Origin of the sequence: Enterococcus sp. 12F9_DIV0723 (assembly GCF_002174375.1) — a bacterium.
GTDB lineage: Bacteria > Bacillota > Bacilli > Lactobacillales > Enterococcaceae > Enterococcus_A > Enterococcus_A gilvus.
In genome coordinates, this window is the sequence record NZ_NIBK01000002.1 from 1 (window position 1) to 16,192 (window position 16,192).

At 42.9% G+C, this 16,192-nt stretch carries 13 protein-coding genes; 2 read left to right on the forward strand and 11 right to left on the reverse strand.

The annotated features are described in order from the left end of the window. Positions 1–163: 163 nt before the first annotated feature. The 3 genes from A5868_RS13125 to A5868_RS13135 form a co-directional block, all read right to left on the reverse strand. Entirely contained in the window at positions 164–724 is a 561-nt protein-coding gene (locus tag A5868_RS13125; protein WP_010779045.1) for a methyltransferase family protein, read from the reverse strand. A gap of 205 nt (positions 725–929) precedes the next feature. Continuing rightward, positions 930–3,995 carry a beta-galactosidase subunit alpha gene (gene ebgA, locus A5868_RS13130; protein WP_010779044.1) on the reverse strand — a complete coding sequence of 1,022 codons (3,066 nt, stop codon included), beginning with the start codon at positions 3,993–3,995 and terminating at the stop codon, positions 930–932. Beyond that, the gene (locus A5868_RS13135) at positions 3,992–5,488 is read right to left on the reverse strand and encodes an amino acid permease (protein WP_086305109.1); all 1,497 of its coding nucleotides are present in this window, start codon (positions 5,486–5,488) and stop codon (positions 3,992–3,994) included. The genes ebgA and A5868_RS13135 overlap by 4 nt, the downstream gene beginning before the upstream one ends. 130 nt (positions 5,489–5,618) lie before the next feature. Between A5868_RS13135 and A5868_RS13140 the strand changes: the two genes are divergently transcribed. Next, positions 5,619–6,455 carry an AraC family transcriptional regulator gene (locus A5868_RS13140; RefSeq protein WP_086305111.1) on the forward strand — a complete coding sequence of 279 codons (837 nt, stop codon included), beginning with the start codon at positions 5,619–5,621 and terminating at the stop codon, positions 6,453–6,455. A gap of 547 nt (positions 6,456–7,002) precedes the next feature. Here the strand turns inward: A5868_RS13140 and A5868_RS18805 are convergent. From A5868_RS18805 to A5868_RS13150, 3 genes are all read right to left on the reverse strand, one after another. Then, positions 7,003–7,185 (reverse strand): hypothetical protein, encoded by a 183-nt coding sequence (locus A5868_RS18805; RefSeq protein WP_139243530.1) that lies wholly within the window; start codon positions 7,183–7,185, stop codon positions 7,003–7,005. A 21-nt stretch (positions 7,186–7,206) separates the two neighbouring features. Beyond that, on the reverse strand, positions 7,207–7,368 hold the full coding sequence (locus tag A5868_RS19540; RefSeq protein WP_176281343.1) for an aminoglycoside 6-adenylyltransferase: 162 nt from the start codon (positions 7,366–7,368) through the stop codon (positions 7,207–7,209). 379 nt (positions 7,369–7,747) lie between these two features. After that, positions 7,748–8,521, reverse strand: a complete 774-nt coding sequence (locus A5868_RS13150; protein WP_010779036.1) for a Cof-type HAD-IIB family hydrolase — start codon at positions 8,519–8,521, stop codon at positions 7,748–7,750. 238 nt (positions 8,522–8,759) lie between these two features. On the opposite strand from A5868_RS13150, the gene thyA reads away from it, so the two are divergent. After that, on the forward strand, positions 8,760–9,635 hold the full coding sequence (gene thyA, locus A5868_RS13155; protein ID WP_010779035.1) for a thymidylate synthase: 876 nt from the start codon (positions 8,760–8,762) through the stop codon (positions 9,633–9,635). Between the two features lie 64 nt (positions 9,636–9,699). Here the strand turns inward: thyA and A5868_RS13160 are convergent, their stop codons facing one another. The 5 genes from A5868_RS13160 to A5868_RS13180 form a co-directional block, all read right to left on the reverse strand. Beyond that, complete coding sequence (locus A5868_RS13160; protein WP_010779034.1) at positions 9,700–11,289, reverse strand: C39 family peptidase; 1,590 nt, start codon at positions 11,287–11,289, stop codon at positions 9,700–9,702. Between the two features lie 162 nt (positions 11,290–11,451). Beyond that, positions 11,452–12,444 (reverse strand): ADP-ribosylglycohydrolase family protein, encoded by a 993-nt coding sequence (locus A5868_RS13165; RefSeq protein WP_010779033.1) that lies wholly within the window; start codon positions 12,442–12,444, stop codon positions 11,452–11,454. Then, positions 12,445–14,370 (reverse strand): beta-glucoside-specific PTS transporter subunit IIABC, encoded by a 1,926-nt coding sequence (locus A5868_RS13170; RefSeq protein ID WP_086305119.1) that lies wholly within the window; start codon positions 14,368–14,370, stop codon positions 12,445–12,447. A 101-nt stretch (positions 14,371–14,471) separates the two neighbouring features. Beyond that, positions 14,472–15,302: a PRD domain-containing protein gene (locus tag A5868_RS13175; protein ID WP_086305121.1), complete on the reverse strand. Its 831-nt coding sequence runs from the start codon at positions 15,300–15,302 to the stop codon at positions 14,472–14,474. 141 nt (positions 15,303–15,443) lie between these two features. Next, on the reverse strand, positions 15,444–16,100 hold the full coding sequence (locus tag A5868_RS13180) for a hypothetical protein (protein WP_010779030.1): 657 nt from the start codon (positions 16,098–16,100) through the stop codon (positions 15,444–15,446). Positions 16,101–16,192: the final 92 nt, after the last annotated feature.

Genomic DNA, 16,192 nt, shown 5'->3' on the forward strand with positions numbered 1-16,192 from the left:
GGTTCAAAGTTCTTTTTAAGATATTTCCGCTCACTCTATGTGATCTATTCAGCTCAAAAAAATCTCTGATTTTTGAATGCTTCTCAATTACTCAGTATTCTGCATATAAAGAAAACTCCAAAAAGCAGATTTATAATTCTGCCCCTTGGAGTTCATGATTCATTTATAAATACCGTCTAACCTTCGCTTGATACTGACGATAGCTCTCGCCAAAAGTCGATACCAGATAAGTTTCCTCCCCACGAATTTGCCTATCAAACAAAATAAATGCAGTCATTGCTACTGCAATCACAAGTATATTTGGAAAGGTCACTGCCAAACCAAGATACAAAAAATCAAATGCCACAAAGGCCGGATTGCGGCTGAAACGGTAAATTCCAGTAGTTACCAATTCAGTCCTCTGCTTTTCATTGTACCCGGCACGCCAATTCAGTCCCATCGCCCTGACCGCGATATAAAAAAGAACTACTCCCGCAAAAATCAGACCTAAACCCAAATACACCCAAACGGTTCGATTGATCTCAAACAGGATCGGCGCAAGGAACTGCAGCACTCCACCGACGCCTGTCATTATTTTTAAAACGATTTCAAAATACTGCTCATTTTTTACATCTTTTCCTAATAAATTAACGGTGATTCCTTGTTTTCTCAGCAGCAACCCTTTCAATAAGTAAATCAGATAAAACAGTGTAACTCCTGTGAATGCGAGAATCCGTACCAACATTTTCATTCCTCCTCAATAAAATATGAAAATATATTCATATGTTTATTATTTCATATGAGTGCAAATCGGTCAAGTCTTCTATCGAATCTAACTAATGATCATAGACTTGAAATGATTGATTAAAAATGCTCCAAAAAAATACTCCTTCAGCTTAGCAATGGTAAGTAACCGTCACTAAACTTGAAAGGAGTATTTCATTTATTTGTTAAAGCGGAACATTAATAACCTCATGGGACAATGCTGGAGCATCGGCTTCCTTCGCATTGAATCCGGTTAAGCGGAAGGACAGGTTGAATTTTTCGAAGGTTGTTCGATATTTTTCCAGCTGCCATTGACCACAGGAATAGCTTCCCAGCGCATTTTGCTTGTAATCGATATTCACTACGACATACTCTCGCTCTTTTAGATCACAGGTATGTTTAGCGTTATCCAGATCGGCCTCTTCAAAATAAGAAGTACTGAAATTGAAGCCTGCTTCATCTGCGGCGAATAATCCCTGCCCGCGATCATCTGTCAGCGCTACCCATCTTGTATCCATTCTGTTTCCGTTAGCTTGAGGAACAACATAATTCGTAAACATCTCTTCGACAGTTGAGCGATAGACACCCAGATACCCTGCTTCTTTTGAATCCGTGTAGTTTTCTCTTGGTCCCCGCCCTAAATAGTTTACTTGATTCATGTCCTTATTCACATGCATCGATACACCTAAGCGCGGCAGCATATTTGGCGCGGAGTCGATCTTCCCGCTAGGAGTCCCCTCCAGGTTGAATAAAACATCGCCGCTTCCGCAGATCGTATAGCTATAGGTGCATTTGTAATGCCATGCACTGTTTGTTGTTGAATTGATCGTATTAACGGTGATCTGAACGGCTTGATCGATTTCCTTCCAGTCAAAGGATTCGACAATTTCATGCTCTAAATGCAAGAAATACTGTTTTTTCATCTCATTGATGATTTCCATATCGTTACTGATTGGTGCGCGCCACATGGTGAATTTCGGTCCTCGTTCAACGATCGTTTGACCGTCTCGTACCAATTTTAGCAGCGTGCCTCTGACTGTATCAAACGTGACAATAAAGTCTGTTCCTTCAATACTCAATGTCGTTTGTGTCTCATTAACCTGCAACTTTCCGTTTGGCAGAATCTCAACGCCTGCTGCTTTGATTGGAAGCTCGAAGCTGGCTGAAGCTAATTCGTAGCCTTTTCCTGCATAGGCTGTTGTTGCTTTTAATTGATAGGAAATGTTTAAGAAATAGCTTGCGCCAGGTTTTGGTGCGAGATCCAAGTTATATGGCAAGCTTAATTTGGCTTTCTCTCGCGCTGGAATCGAAGGCAGCGAAATCGTTCCATCTTCAATCAGTGTTTCATCCTCAAGAATTGAAAAATGCAGCTCAAAAATTTTCAGGTCTTGGAAATCAAAGCGGCTCAACAGCTCGATTTCTCCTTTGTTCAGATCGATCGCTGTCGTCTGGATCGGTTCGATCACCTTTTTGTATTCATACAAGCTTGGCGAAGGCGTGCGATCCGGCATCAGCATCCCGTCAATACAAAAATCTTTATTTGAAGGATCATCGCCAAAGTCTCCGCCATAGCGATAATATTTTTTCCCATCCTCAGTATAAGATTCAATGCCATGATCAAACCATTCCCAAATGAGACCGCCTTGCAGTTTATCATGGGCATAAAACAAATCTTGATATTCCTTCAGGTTTCCAGGTCCATTCCCCATCGCATGCCCATATTCACACAGGATATGCGGCTTTTTTGATTTCTCAATGATCGTACTCATTAATGGTTGCTTCGTCGGATGCTCCAACCAGCTATACATGGTTGAGTAAATATCCGCAGCTTCTACATCGAAATCTCCCTCATAGTGAACCAAGCGAGTTGGATCCATTTTTTTCGCTACTTCGGTCATCTTCACAAAATTACAACCGAAAGCCGACTCATTTCCCAGTGACCAAAGGATAATGGACGGATGATTTTTATCCCGCTCGATCATTCGAACCATTCTGGAAACATAGGCCAGTTCCCAGTCAGAATCGTTACTGATCCAATCATATTTTCCAGTCAGCTCAAAACCGTGGCATTCCAGATCGGTTTCATCGATCACGTACATCCCATATTCGTCGCAAAGATCGTACAAGTAATACGAAGCCGGATAATGACTCGTTCGAACGGCGTTAATATTGAACTGCTTCATTAAGCGAATATCTTCTTCAATTTCTTCCTTCGAGACGACACGGCCATTTCTAGGATTGTAATCATGACGATTGACTCCTTTAAACTTGATCGCCACACCGTTGACCAAGAAGACCTCGCCAGCTAAACGAATATTTCTGAATCCGACCTTTTGCGGAATCACTTCAACCAGCTTCTCCCCTTCGTAAACCGAAATCAGTAGCTGATACAACTCAGGTGTTTCCGCCGTCCATTGAGCGACGTTGGGAATTTCCGCCTGAAGACTTTCCTGTTCGCTAGTGATTTCTTGACGCAATACCTCTTGACCAGAGGAATCAATCAGTTCTACTTCAATCCGTTGACCCTTTCTTTCTCGCAGAGTGAATGAAAGATCTATCAAACCATTCTTATAATCATCGTCCAAATCAGCGACGACTTTAAGATCGTTGATTCCCTTAGTAGGGACGCCGAGTAATTCCACATCTCTAAAGATTCCGCTGAGCCACCACATATCCTGATCTTCCAGATAAGTTCCGTCAGACCATTGATAGACTCGAACCGTCAAATCATTGACAGCATCCTCCTGAACGAGTTCAGTAATATCAAACTCCGCTTCATTTCTAGCACCCTTGCTGTAGCCGACTTCCGTTCCATTGACCCACACATGGTAAGCCGAATCGACCCCGCAAAAACGCAGAATGATTTTTTTGCCCCTAAAGCTTTCATTGATGCTAAACTGCCGCTTATAGATTCCTGTCGGGTTTTCCGTTGGAACATACGGCGGGTTAATCGGAAAGTTGTACCATAGATCGGAATAGTGCATCTTGCCATAGCCTTGAACCTGCCAATTACCAGGAACCTTAATATCCGCCATTTCTCCCGTATCAAAGTCCGGCTCATAAAACTTGCTTGGACTATATTCTGGTGCATCCACCAGTAAAAATTTCCAAACACCATTTAAATTTTTAAAGGCATGTGTATATTTGTTTTCATTTAGCAGCGCCTTTTCTTTAGTTGGAAAGGTCGAAAAATGTGCCCGTGGTTCTAATCGATTGATCTGATCTAATTGATAGTTTTCCCAAATTTTCATTTACCAGTCACCTCTACGTTTGTCTCTTCATTGTTCAATACTTTTGATTTTCTTTCATAGCGAATCCAGCAGATCCACGCAAAGCCCATAAATATCACTAGTCCGACGACATTGTAGACCAGCATCCCAATCGGACTCGCCTCACCCGCCGGCAGCGCCCCGTTTATCTCAGCCATGATCAGCTGCGGATCAGGCACTGTTGACATAAAGAAGACGAAAATGAACAGCACTAATAACGCGATGCCGGAAAAAATCCCAAATTGGCGACTGCCGAATTTAAAGCTACGGGACATTGAATCCTTCTTCAGGCGCAGACCGATATAAGCGATCAATAAAAACAATACCGGCAGCAACGATGTAGACGCTGTCATATTGATCAAAGTAGAAAGGAAGCTGTCCATATTGCCGATTCCCAATGCTGGAATGATCAGCAGCATCGTAACGATCACACCTTGTACAACCAACGCATTTGTCGGATTCCCCTCTTCATTTGTTTTCACCAGCCATTTGCCGAAGACCCCTTCTGGAATTTCCGAGAAAAAGACTTTTACAGGTGCCGCAGTCCATAACGCTAATGAACCGAGACTGCCGATAAATAAGATCAAGCCGACTAGCCGAACCATCACACCACTTGGAATATGGAAATACGCACCCAAGATTTTGAAGATATCGAAGATCCCGTTTGAGAAATTCCCCTTCAAAACATCCATCGGCACGACAAACCCAACCGCTACAGCCCCTAAAACATACATGATACCAACGATAATCGTGGCTCCGATCATCGTCCGAACGAAGGTCTTATTGCCGCCCTTAACGTCCTTGATGTAGACACCGATACTTTCTCCGCCGCCGACCGCTTGCAAGATCCACGCCATCGTCATGAAAAAGGTCCAGTTAAAGCTTGGCGTAACCGACTGCATCGTAAAATCCTGTGCCGGCTCGTTACCTAGTCCAAAAACAACCACAAAGGCCAGAACGACAAACGCCACACCCATAAACAATCGGGCACTCCCGGCAAAACTAGTGACTTTTGAGATCCATGACACACCTTTGATGCAGACCCACGTCATCAGCCAAAAAAGAAAAATAGATATGATTGCAATAATGATTGTGCTGTTGCCGCCTTGAAAGATATTTCTTCCTACAAAAGCATACGAACCGTAAATTAATGTATTGGGCAACAAGGAACAAAAGTAAAATAGATTAACGAAAAAATACGACCAGGCGCCTAAAAAGGCCCATTTATCACCCAAAACCGATTGCAGCCAGCTATGAACACCTGACTCTTTCCCAGAGTTAGCAGAAGCGAATTCTGCAATCATCAGAATAAACGGTAAAAAATAAAAAATACTGCCAAACAAATACCCCGGAATTGTCGCTAACCCAATTTGAATACTGTTATTAACAATGCTGGGAAACGCGAATACCGCTGAGAAGGTCATGAGCATCAATGCGACCGATCCTAAGCGCTGTCTTGAATTAGAGTTTTCCATCTCAAACATCCTTTCAATAGTTACTTACACATTGATTTTATAGCGCTTTCATGATATAAAAAATAAGAAATGTTTCCAAAAAATTGTAATAATGTTGACATTTTTAAATTTGTACTCAAGGAGGAATCGAATGTACAGCTCATTATCAAACGACATCAGTATTTTGATCAATAATGATACACTAAGCTCTGATTTCCATGTTTGTGAAGTTGGATATGAAAAATGTCGCTCAACCAAGCCTACGGAATATGCTCCAATCGATTATTGGGTAATCCACTACTGTATCGAAGGAGAAGGTTTCTTCTCAACACCATTTTTCCCCGAAAGAAAAATCACGGCCGGAGATTTTTTTATCATTCCTTCGAATTGTAAAAATGTATATTATCCCAATCGCGAAGACCCTTGGCAGTACCGTTGGGTCGGGTTCTCTGGAAAATTGATGGATCACTATTTTTCTAAGGTAAAATTAGACAAGTATCATTGTGTCATTACCCGTTCCTTTGATCATCGGATCGATGCCCTCTTTCAGGATATCTATGATTTCTTCAAAGAGAACGATCATTTTCGCACGATGGCTTCTTCCTTCATTCTATTCGATACCATCGATCGAATGAATCTAAAAACGGACAATCCTTCACAAAGTGAACAGCTTTTTAAAAGTATTCTGACCTATATCAATGATAATATGTCGGAGAATCTCAGCGTCAATCAGATTGCAGAGGCGAAAAATATTGATCGAACCTATCTCTATAAGCTATTTCAAACCCATAAAGGCATTGGACCCAGTGAATATATTCAGGATTTGAAGCTTCAAAAGGCCTGCTCCCTACTGCGGAAAAGTTCACTGACGATTACGGAGATCGCCTACGAGACTGGCTTTTCTTCCTCTTCCTATTTTTCAAAGTTTTTCCATTCTAAGCTCAACATTTCTCCTTCGACCTATCGGAAAAAATTTATTATTAATTGATATTACAAAGAAACTGAGACACTAAAAAAATGAATAATTTACTATATACAGTTCTCTTATACACATCTAGATGTGTATAAGAGACAGCAAAAAAAGGTGGCCTCAAATTCCGAAAGGAACATCTGAAACCATCTTTTTCGTTATATGGAAGTGATACAATAAAAAAACAATTTAGTATATGAAGTGACCCTCAAAAGTTAGATTTTTGGTCTAACTTTCGGGGGTCGGTTTAAAAATAAATTTGGATGTGGTTTTTCTAATGCCAAAGCATAACTATTAAAATGATACCAAATTATTAATTGGATTTGAGTCAACATCATGAACGTATTTTAGTAGAGACGGTTATGGAATGGTTATACTAAAGTGAACAGAAAAAATAAGCGGATTGAGAAAGGACAACTTTGTATAGCCATTCCAGTTGAATCGCAAGCCTTTATCCAACAACTTGCGCAACCCTTCCAAGAGATCGCGCGGAAGTGAAGGACAAGCAGTTCGCATCGGAAAACTTCGCAGATAAGCCGATGCAGGATAGATGAAAAGCGGATCCTTAAAGCCCTAGTAATTCTACTGGACAATGCTTCACCTCAGAAACTAACGCCTCCGGATACGAATGGTGATAATAGACTGGCAGCTCACGAGACATTTTTTCACACAGTACGATCTTCTCCTGGAATGACTGCCCGCTATCCACTGCGTCAAATTTCCCAAAGTCACGCTTTAACGACTTCAAAATATCCGCGTCCACCCATTTTTAAATGAAACGACCGGCATGCCAAGTCTCGTAATCCTCACCGTGACTCATTTTTTTGTACCATTCGAGGGTTTGCAGGAGCAACTGTTTGCACTCGGCATCCCGCAGATTAGCCGTCCATAGCTCATTGCGAAAAATCTGCTTGGCTAAATAAATCGCCAAAAAACCGAAGGTATTCGCGGTATACGCAGAGCTTTCTTCGCTGATCGGTATCGTTTTGGATTGTTCGAACAGCTAAGGGGTCTGCCGTTGCGCATCGCCGATCTTATTCATAAATACTCTCGCACCTAGACGAAATCAATCCAGCGGAGCCCACTGCGCCACATGCTGCTGGAACATCGCGAACGAATAAATCACAAAATCCACCTGATAGATCTGCCTTTAAATAGCGAGAGCCACTCCAATCCACCACCGCCGTTTGGGACCGGAACTGCTGTATTCAGCACACCAAAATTTTCGAGCCATTCACTCGTGTTCAGATTTCGATTAGTTGGTAGAACTCTTTGCTATCCATCACACACTTTTTTTCCTTGAATCAATCTTAAATCCAGCCAAACTTCATACATGCATTATAAATTCCGTCATCAACATTTTGATCAGTCACATAATCTGCCAGCTCCTTTAATTCGTCCACCGCATTGCCCATCGCGATACTGGTCCAGCGCTTGTCAAACATCACCAAATCGTTCACGTCATCGCCAAAGACCACCACATCCTCACGCGGTCTGTCAAAATAATCCAAAACATCCAAGATCCCCTGCTTCTTATTGTCATGCTGGCACATCGTATACTCTTGGACAAAACGCAGCTTTGAGAACTTCTTCGGCTCAGGGATTCGATGATCTTGCTCCTTAGGTAACGCCAAGTAAAACTTGAAGATATCCTCCACCTCATCCACGCTAAAAGTCGGATCAATGAAATACTCTGTCGGCTCCTGTCTTGGCCCAACCTGTTCTCGAAACAAATCATTTTTCGCATAAACCTTCTCCGAGTCATCCGTCGCAATCAATACACCAATACCTTTTTCCTCCGCATCATGAATGACGGCCAGAGCCTCCTCTTTATCTAACGGTGTATTCTTCACCAATTGATTCTTGATGACCACACCCATACCGCCGGAGCACACCATATTCTCCAAACCAAGCTCAGTTAATAACTCTCGACTCTTATAATGTGCCCGCCCGGTCGCAATGGAAACAAAATGCCCATTTTCTTCTAAAAGCTCCAGTGCACGCTTCGCACTAGGAACAATTTTCCCTGTTTTTCGATCCGTCAACGTCCCATCGATATCAAAGAAAAATAACTTATTTTCCATTTTCCCCGCTCCTTTATCTTCATTACATCTGTTATTCATTGTATCATAATTGGAAGGTTATAAATTTACGACTTGGTTATTCACAGCCAACATTGCCACGACGAAGTTTTTCAAGACTTATTTTTTCAGAATGACCAATCCTACTACAAAAACTCCTCCGATTATCTAAAGAATTTTTAATCCACGGATTCACCCAAATGTGTTAAACTCAGACAAAAGATAAAAGAGGAGAATTCTTGTGACTGAATATACTGGCTTCGACAAAATTTATCGCGACATCGTCATGGAGATCATTGAAAACGGCACGGACCAAGATCCTGCGCTCGTTCGAGCAAAATACGCCGATGGCAGCCCTGCGCCTACCCGCTTCATCCAAGGCGTCAACTTTAAGATCAAACCTACAGACGGCATCCCGATCTTAAAATCAAAGCGCGTCTTCCAAAAGACACCCTTGATCGAATTGGAATGGATTTGGCAGGAATTATCCAATGATGTAACGTGGCTGCAGGAACACAACTGTAAAGTCTGGAATGAATGGGTCGATGACAACAACACCATCGGCAAAGCATACGGCTTTCAATTAGCAAAAAAGTGCCGCAAGCTGCCGGACCATGAGGAAAAACTCAATCAGGTGGACTATGTTCTGCATCAATTGGAAAATAATCCTGGTTCTCGCCGCATCATGACTAGCCTTTGGGATGTCGATGATTTGGACGAAATGACGTTGGAGCCTTGTGTATGGGCGACCAATTGGAAAGTCAATAACGGCGTCCTTGACCTGCACGTCAAACAACGCTCCGCCGACATGGCACTAGGTCAACCCTTCAATACCTATCAATACGCTGTTCTGCATCGCTTGATCGCGGACCATTTAGGTTTTGAACTCGGTACGATGCACTGGTGTATCGATGACGCGCATGTCTACGACCGGCACATTGATGCCTTAAAAAAACAATTGTCACAGCCGATTCCAAACAGCGAACCTACGCTGACGCTACCAGACAAATTCGATGAGAACGGCAAAAAACGTTCCTTTTTTGAACGCCGACTGTCGGATGTGAAGCTGGAAGGTTATGAGAATAATGGTGTTATTAAGTATGAGATAGCCGAATAGCAAAAAAAAGGGCCTCAAACGACGTTCATCGTTTGAGGCCCTCTTCTATTTTATTAACACTTTCTTAACTAATCCCAATCGCGCGACCGTCCCATTCCTTTGAAAAATCGGTGATGGACACCCAAGCCATCGCGCCGCGATCATAAGTTTTGTTTGGTCCGCCAGAACCAGCCTTCGCACTTGAGCTATAATACAACGGATCGTACACTAAAAATTGATTGTCTCGGTACCCAGCGATGACCTTACAGTGGTTGCGGATCGTGTTCGCTTGATAAGAAGAGTACCCATAATATAACACAGGGTTGCCATTGATGATGCGATCAACCAGGTTTTGTGTGCTGACATTGCTGATGTTTGAGACGTTTTTGTACCATCTCTTCGCATAGTTTGCCAACGAGCCTGGCGTGATCACCCAGCCAAACCCTTCTCCTGTGTATACATTGCCTTTTTGCCCGCCTTTGTCTTTCGGATACATCGGCAAATTGTCCTGGACATATTTCAAATCGACATTTTTCCCTTTGTATCTCAAAAGCATCGTCATCGATGCCCCTGCGCAGCCCCAAGGACTGAAGACCGGAGCGTATTGACTCACATAAGGCACATTCAATGTGCGCTGTACGGGCGCGATCGGCTGTGCGCCGCCTAATGTGTACCAAGAAATGCCTTCATTTCGCCAACCAGCCTTCAGCAATGTATTTCGTTCACTCAGCAGCATCGTATAATGGTGGGAACCTGCACCTCTGGAATTCGGATTAAATACCCGATACATCGGCATACCCGCCCACGGTGTGTGCCACGCGATCCCTTCATAACGCCAGCCGACACGCTTCAGATGATCCCGCTCTTTTCCATCTAATGTGTAAAAATGTTCCCCAGAATTCGGGTTGTAAACTCTAAATAATTGCCGTCCCGTCAAGGGCACTCGCATACTGATACCTTCATACCGCCAACCGACTTTGACCAAATGATCCTTCTCATACGAATTCATGGTATGGAGATGCTCGCCAGAATTCGGATTATACACCCGATAAATCGCAATCGTTGGCGCCGGTGCGGCCTTCGCTTGTGCCTTCGGAGCAGCGACTTTCGGTACAGCCTTCGCAGTCGTTGCGGCTTTTGGCGTCACAGTTGTAGTGACCACTTTCTCGTTGTTTGCGTTAGGCTCTTTCGTTTCAACTTGCTCAACGATATCCTTGTTGGGTGTCTCAGCTATTTCTGAAGGATCAGGCACAGCTTCTTCAAGGTGCGTATCCTCTTCACCTTCGGAAGTCTCCAAGGATTCATCCTTTTCTACTGGTGGGATTTCTGCCTCTTTCTCTGTCTCTTCAGTAGAAGTCGCGGGTTTCTCTGTGATTTCTGTTTCAGTTACTTCTTCTTCAGCCGTCGTATCCACGGGCGTAGTCGATTCGATGGCAGGAGGTGTCACTGCCCCTCCCTCTTCTACGATCTCGGATTGAGAGTCAGCAGAAGGCGCAGCTTCTATCTCCGCCTCAGGTTCAAGAACCTGAACCACTTGCTCCTTACCTACCTCATCAGCAAAAACAGCATGATCCTCCGTCGCAAAAGCAGACGTACCCAACAACCCTAGAAAAATAATCGGCGCCACAACCCATGTTTTCTTCCGTTTATACATCTTGAAACGCTTCTTCTCCATGTATTACCTCCTTATAAAAATAATAATTGTTATTATTATTAAACCATGGATCGTTCACAAATGGAAGCGCAACCAATACTATTGATTATTTTTCTTTATTCAAAAATAAAAAACAACAATCCGCTCCTGAAAATAGAACAGATTGTTGTTTCTCTTTAATGCCTATTTCGCTTCTTTCACAAATGGAAGGAGTTCTTCCGCGAGTTGGTCAAAGTCCAACTGATTTACTTCCTCGATCTGACGGATCATCTCTCTTGGCATCTTTGGATTCATACCACCGCAGATGGCTGCGCTGATCGCTCCGATTGTATCCGTATCCCATCCTAATGACGCACTTAATTGTGCCGCTCTCAAAGGATCACCCTTAGCCATTTCCACGATAACAAATGCACTAGGAATCGTTTCGATTGTCTCCATCCCCGTCCCGATTTCATGGTAAAGACGCTGCAGAATGATTTGATCATCGGTTTCCTGTCTTAGAATTTTTCGCGCTTGATTCATGCGAAAAGTCAGAGAAGCAGAAGGAAAATCATGCCCATAGGTTTTCGCTGCATTGATCGCTTCAAACGCCAACGACCAGATTTCATCGGTAGACTGTCCTCCGCGAACCGTATAGCTGATCGCTGCCGCTACGGCGCTTGCTCCAGCAATCGCAATCGTTGTATTGTGGGTCGGCAAACAGATTTCCGCCACATTTTTCACTAATGTAGGCAAATCCTGATAATCGCTGATTATTCCAATCGGTGCGATTTTCATGGATGCGCCATTCGTGGTTCCTGTTACACCGGTCTCTTCAATCGGCACGCCTTGAGCAATTTTGTCCAAAGCCTTTAACGTCGATGGACCCGAAACAAATGCAGAAACCGGTGAATTGTCATTCCATTCCCGCAGCTCTGCGATATAGTCCGCTACCCGAATTTGTCCTTGGTTTTTCTTGATCATGGATAAAATCATCAACACATTCAATGTGTCATCGGTGATTGCTCCTGCTGCTAATTTGCGTCCAAACACATCATTTTCGTTTGATGCGATTAATTCAGTCACCCCATTGGGAAAATTCTGACGGATTTTTTCCTGCGACCAGCATTCTGTCGGCATCCCCATCGCGTCTCCTAATGCACCGGCGACCAATACGCCCCAAATCTTTTCTCTCACTTAATTTACCTCCGCTATGTTGATTGTTTCTGCTTGATTGTTAAATGGAATAACAGTCATCACTTTGTCATTAGCCTTGATGTGGCCCTCTTGCTGGCAAAGAACATCTAGGAATTGATCAGAATTTGTTATCGTCACAAAGGACTCGGTTGAATATCCTGCCTCTGTCACTTTTTTCAAATCGACCGTCAGGATTTTATCTCCTTGAGCAACTACTTGCCCCTTCTTCACAAGTGGCTTGAACCCCTGTCCTTCCAATTCAACCGTATCAATTCCGATATGGATCAACAGTTCAATTCCTGTGTTGCTGACAATTCCGATCGCATGCCCGCTTGGGAAAATTGTCTCAACTGTGCCGGCAACTGGAGAAACAACGTCGCCTGTTTCTGGCACGATCACGAAGCCTTTGCCAAGCGCCTTTGACGCAAAGCTCGGATCAGCCGCGCTTTCGAGAGGTTTGATTTCTCCTGTTAATGGTGAGACCAGAACTTCCGATTTTACTAAGCTTTTTTCTTCAGGCTCAACGACATCTTCTTCTTTTTTGAAGGTCATATAGGTAAATACGAACGCGACAGCAGCCGTTGCGATAGACGCGATGATGGCCATGATGACGCCATTCATACTCCCGCTGTCTGGATTGATAAATGCCGCAAATCCTAAGATCCCGAAGGACATAGCGTACATTTTCGTAGATGTGAGCGCTAAAATCAATGAGCCGACCGCACCACCAAGCATGGAATACGCAAAACGCTTTTTGACTGGCAAGCTGAATCCGTAGATCGCTGGTTCGATGATACAGAATAACCCAGACACCATCGCTGGAATCGCCAACGCCTTTTGATCCTTTGAGCGTGTCCGTAGAAAAACAGCTAACACCACAGCCGTTTGTGCAAAGTTGGCGGTAAAGGACATTGGGAAAATGTAATCCACCCCCGATTGTGCCAAGTTCGTGATCCCGATTGCTGAAATCGGCCAATGCAGCCCAAAAATAACCAATGGTTGATAAAGCAACGCTACCACGAGCGAAGTCACGACAGGTGAAATACTATACAACCCTGACACTCCTGCACTAATCAATGAGCTAAGCACATTTGTTACCGGCCCAACCACCAAAATCGCTAAAGGAACCGTAATTAAGATCGTTAAGAACGAATTCACATTGTGGGCAATCACTGCCGGCACGACTTTTTTCAGCCAATTTTCTACCTTTGACCCTACGTAAACAATAAAGATAATTGGGATGACCGTGTATTGATACCCCGTTGCAGGAAACAGAATCGGAATCCCAAAGAAAGTATTAAACACAGGTGTCTGGAACAGCGTCCCTTGGAACAAGGTGTACAAAGCATCACCGCTCGCCAATCCTGTCATCAATTCTGGAATCAACAAGGTTGCGCCTAGCATCATCCCAACGAACGGGTTCATCTTAAAGGCTTTCGCACTTGTATAACCCAACGTCACTGGCAGAAAATAAAAGACCGCTTGCCCCATCGCATGCAAAATAATATACGCGCCATCATTGACTGACAAAACATTCGTCGCCGTCAATAAAGCCAGAATTCCCTGCAATAAACCAGAGGCCGTCAAAATTCCCAAGACTGGCGTAATCACCTTTGTAATGGTGTCTACTAAGGTGCTGACCGCCCCCTTTTTCTCCTCTTCGGCTGTGACCGTCTTCCCATTTAGCTGCTCCTGAACCACTTGAAAAATATCCGCTACGTTTGTTCCAACAACAACTTGAAACCTTCCACTGGCGAATTGCGCGCTCATCACATCCGGCGATTTCACCACTTCCTCACGCTGGACCAATGAATCATCCTTCAAAGTAAAACGCAGCCGCGTCATACAATGCGTAACACTCAGCACATTCTCCTTTCCACCAACCTTTTCCAAAATAAATGACACCAGTGCTTGATACTTATCCATGTTGCTTCCCCCTTTTTTGGCATATAAAAAAGGCAACACTCAAACAAGAGACTCTTCATCCCTTGTTTGGGTGTTGCCTGCATAATCAGTTACAATCCCGTTTATTTAAATAGCCGCTGGACATGGAGAATCAAATACATCTCCTCCTCCGGATAAATCCGACAAGCCAGCTTCTCTTGTAGATAATGTTTAATAATCCCGACACTTTCAGTCGCCTTCGGGTAAAACTGAACCACCTGTTCATACATCTCCGGCACCGATTCCTGTCTCGGCTCGTTTATTATGACACGTTGAATAAAGAATTTCAAGTGGGTAACGAACCGAACATAATTCAACGATTCCGTGTCCAGCTCAATCCCCAGACAATCTTCAACGATCAAGACCACCTTCTGCAGCATCTCTGTCGTTAATAACGTCTGAGCCGTATCATTGTTCAAGCCGCCATTAATAAAGTGAAGCGCAATGAACCCCGCTTCATCCTCATTCAGCTCAATCCCTTCATAATAGCTGATCTGCTCAAGCACCTTCAATCCCGATGCAAATTCTCTCGGATAAAACTTCTTGATCTCCAATAACAACGCATTTTGAATCGTTTCCCCATTTCTAAACCGATTCACTGCATAGTTAATATGATCCGCCAATCCAATATAAGTATTCCCATCAAACGTCCGCTCCAGCTCCGCTTCAGCACTCTTAATTATTAGTGTCACCATCTCTAACCGATTGATCGGCACTTCCTCGATCAATTGCACAAACCGATCCGCCACATTCGGAGAATCCACCACGAACGTCTTCTCGATTTTAGCCTTCTCAACCGTCTCGCCCACTCTCTTCTTAAAGGCGATTCCTCTGCCAATCAAGATCCGCTCCAAACCCTTTGTATCAATCACTAAGACAACATTGTTGTTAAAAATCTTCTTTATTCTCAGCAAGCTCTCTCCCCATCCTCCGCCTCAGCAAACTTTCATAAGCTATGATACGGGTTCTTTGGTGAAAGTCAAGGAGGGAAATAAAAGTTCAATTTTTCAAATTTTGTCACTGCTAAATTCTTTCTTTAATCAATAGAATTTAACTTACCCAATTTCTAATCTCCCACAATCAATCATTGCTTCTTCAAGTTCAAATAATATTTTTACTACTTCATCAATCGCAAAACGCAAATCCTGTTCATGGATTTCATTATATTCTAATTGATTATGCACAAATTTATTTCGAAGTTTACGACATTTTGCAAGTCGTTCAGAAAATACTAACTCTGTATCAAGAGACTGACTTAGTATTTTCAGGTAAGATTCATTCTTATTTCTCTTAACCTTTCTACTACTTTCTGGATCAATCCAGTTTGATAGATCAAAAAGGCAACTTTCTAAAAATGATAATATAAGTGTGAGCCCTAAAGGAAAAAGGGTATGATTAATATTAAACAACCATGATAATTCTATCTCGCTCTTGCCTAACTCTACTTCCCCTTCACCTAAAAAATCATTTCCCCATTCGATTTCACTATATGAATCTATTTCTTCTTGTTTTTGCTGATTACTACTTTCTAATAGAAAAACTAAATAATTATTTAATCGTCTTAATTCTTCTTCAAATATGACAAAAGGAGCTCTTTCACTGCGAGAATAATATAAATAGTCCTCAGAATATAAGAGAGATTCTATTTCTTGTGTATCTTCATTAATTGTAAATAGTTCATCGGACGAATAAAACAGCGATTTGTCATCCACATCACAACCTCCAAAGGTTTTATTTCAAACTTTATTTCAACGATTTAAAAGACCTATTGAAGCAAAAAAATCAGTGCATAAACCTAGTTTAT

What these genes read in the sequence shown, in the direction of transcription:
- A5868_RS13160 (WP_010779034.1), bottom strand. Translation starts at nt 11,289, where the DNA reads ATGGAGAAGAAGCGTTTCAAGATGTATAAACGGAAGAAAACATGGGTT.
- A5868_RS13135 (WP_086305109.1), bottom strand. Translation starts at nt 5,488, where the DNA reads ATGGAAAACTCTAATTCAAGACAGCGCTTAGGATCGGTCGCATTGATG.
- A5868_RS13140 (WP_086305111.1), top strand. Translation starts at nt 5,619, where the DNA reads ATGTACAGCTCATTATCAAACGACATCAGTATTTTGATCAATAATGAT.
- A5868_RS13150 (WP_010779036.1), bottom strand. Translation starts at nt 8,521, where the DNA reads ATGGAAAATAAGTTATTTTTCTTTGATATCGATGGGACGTTGACGGAT.
- A5868_RS13125 (WP_010779045.1), bottom strand. Translation starts at nt 724, where the DNA reads ATGTTGGTACGGATTCTCGCATTCACAGGAGTTACACTGTTTTATCTG.
- A5868_RS13170 (WP_086305119.1), bottom strand. Translation starts at nt 14,370, where the DNA reads ATGGATAAGTATCAAGCACTGGTGTCATTTATTTTGGAAAAGGTTGGT.
- ebgA (WP_010779044.1), bottom strand. Translation starts at nt 3,995, where the DNA reads ATGAAAATTTGGGAAAACTATCAATTAGATCAGATCAATCGATTAGAA.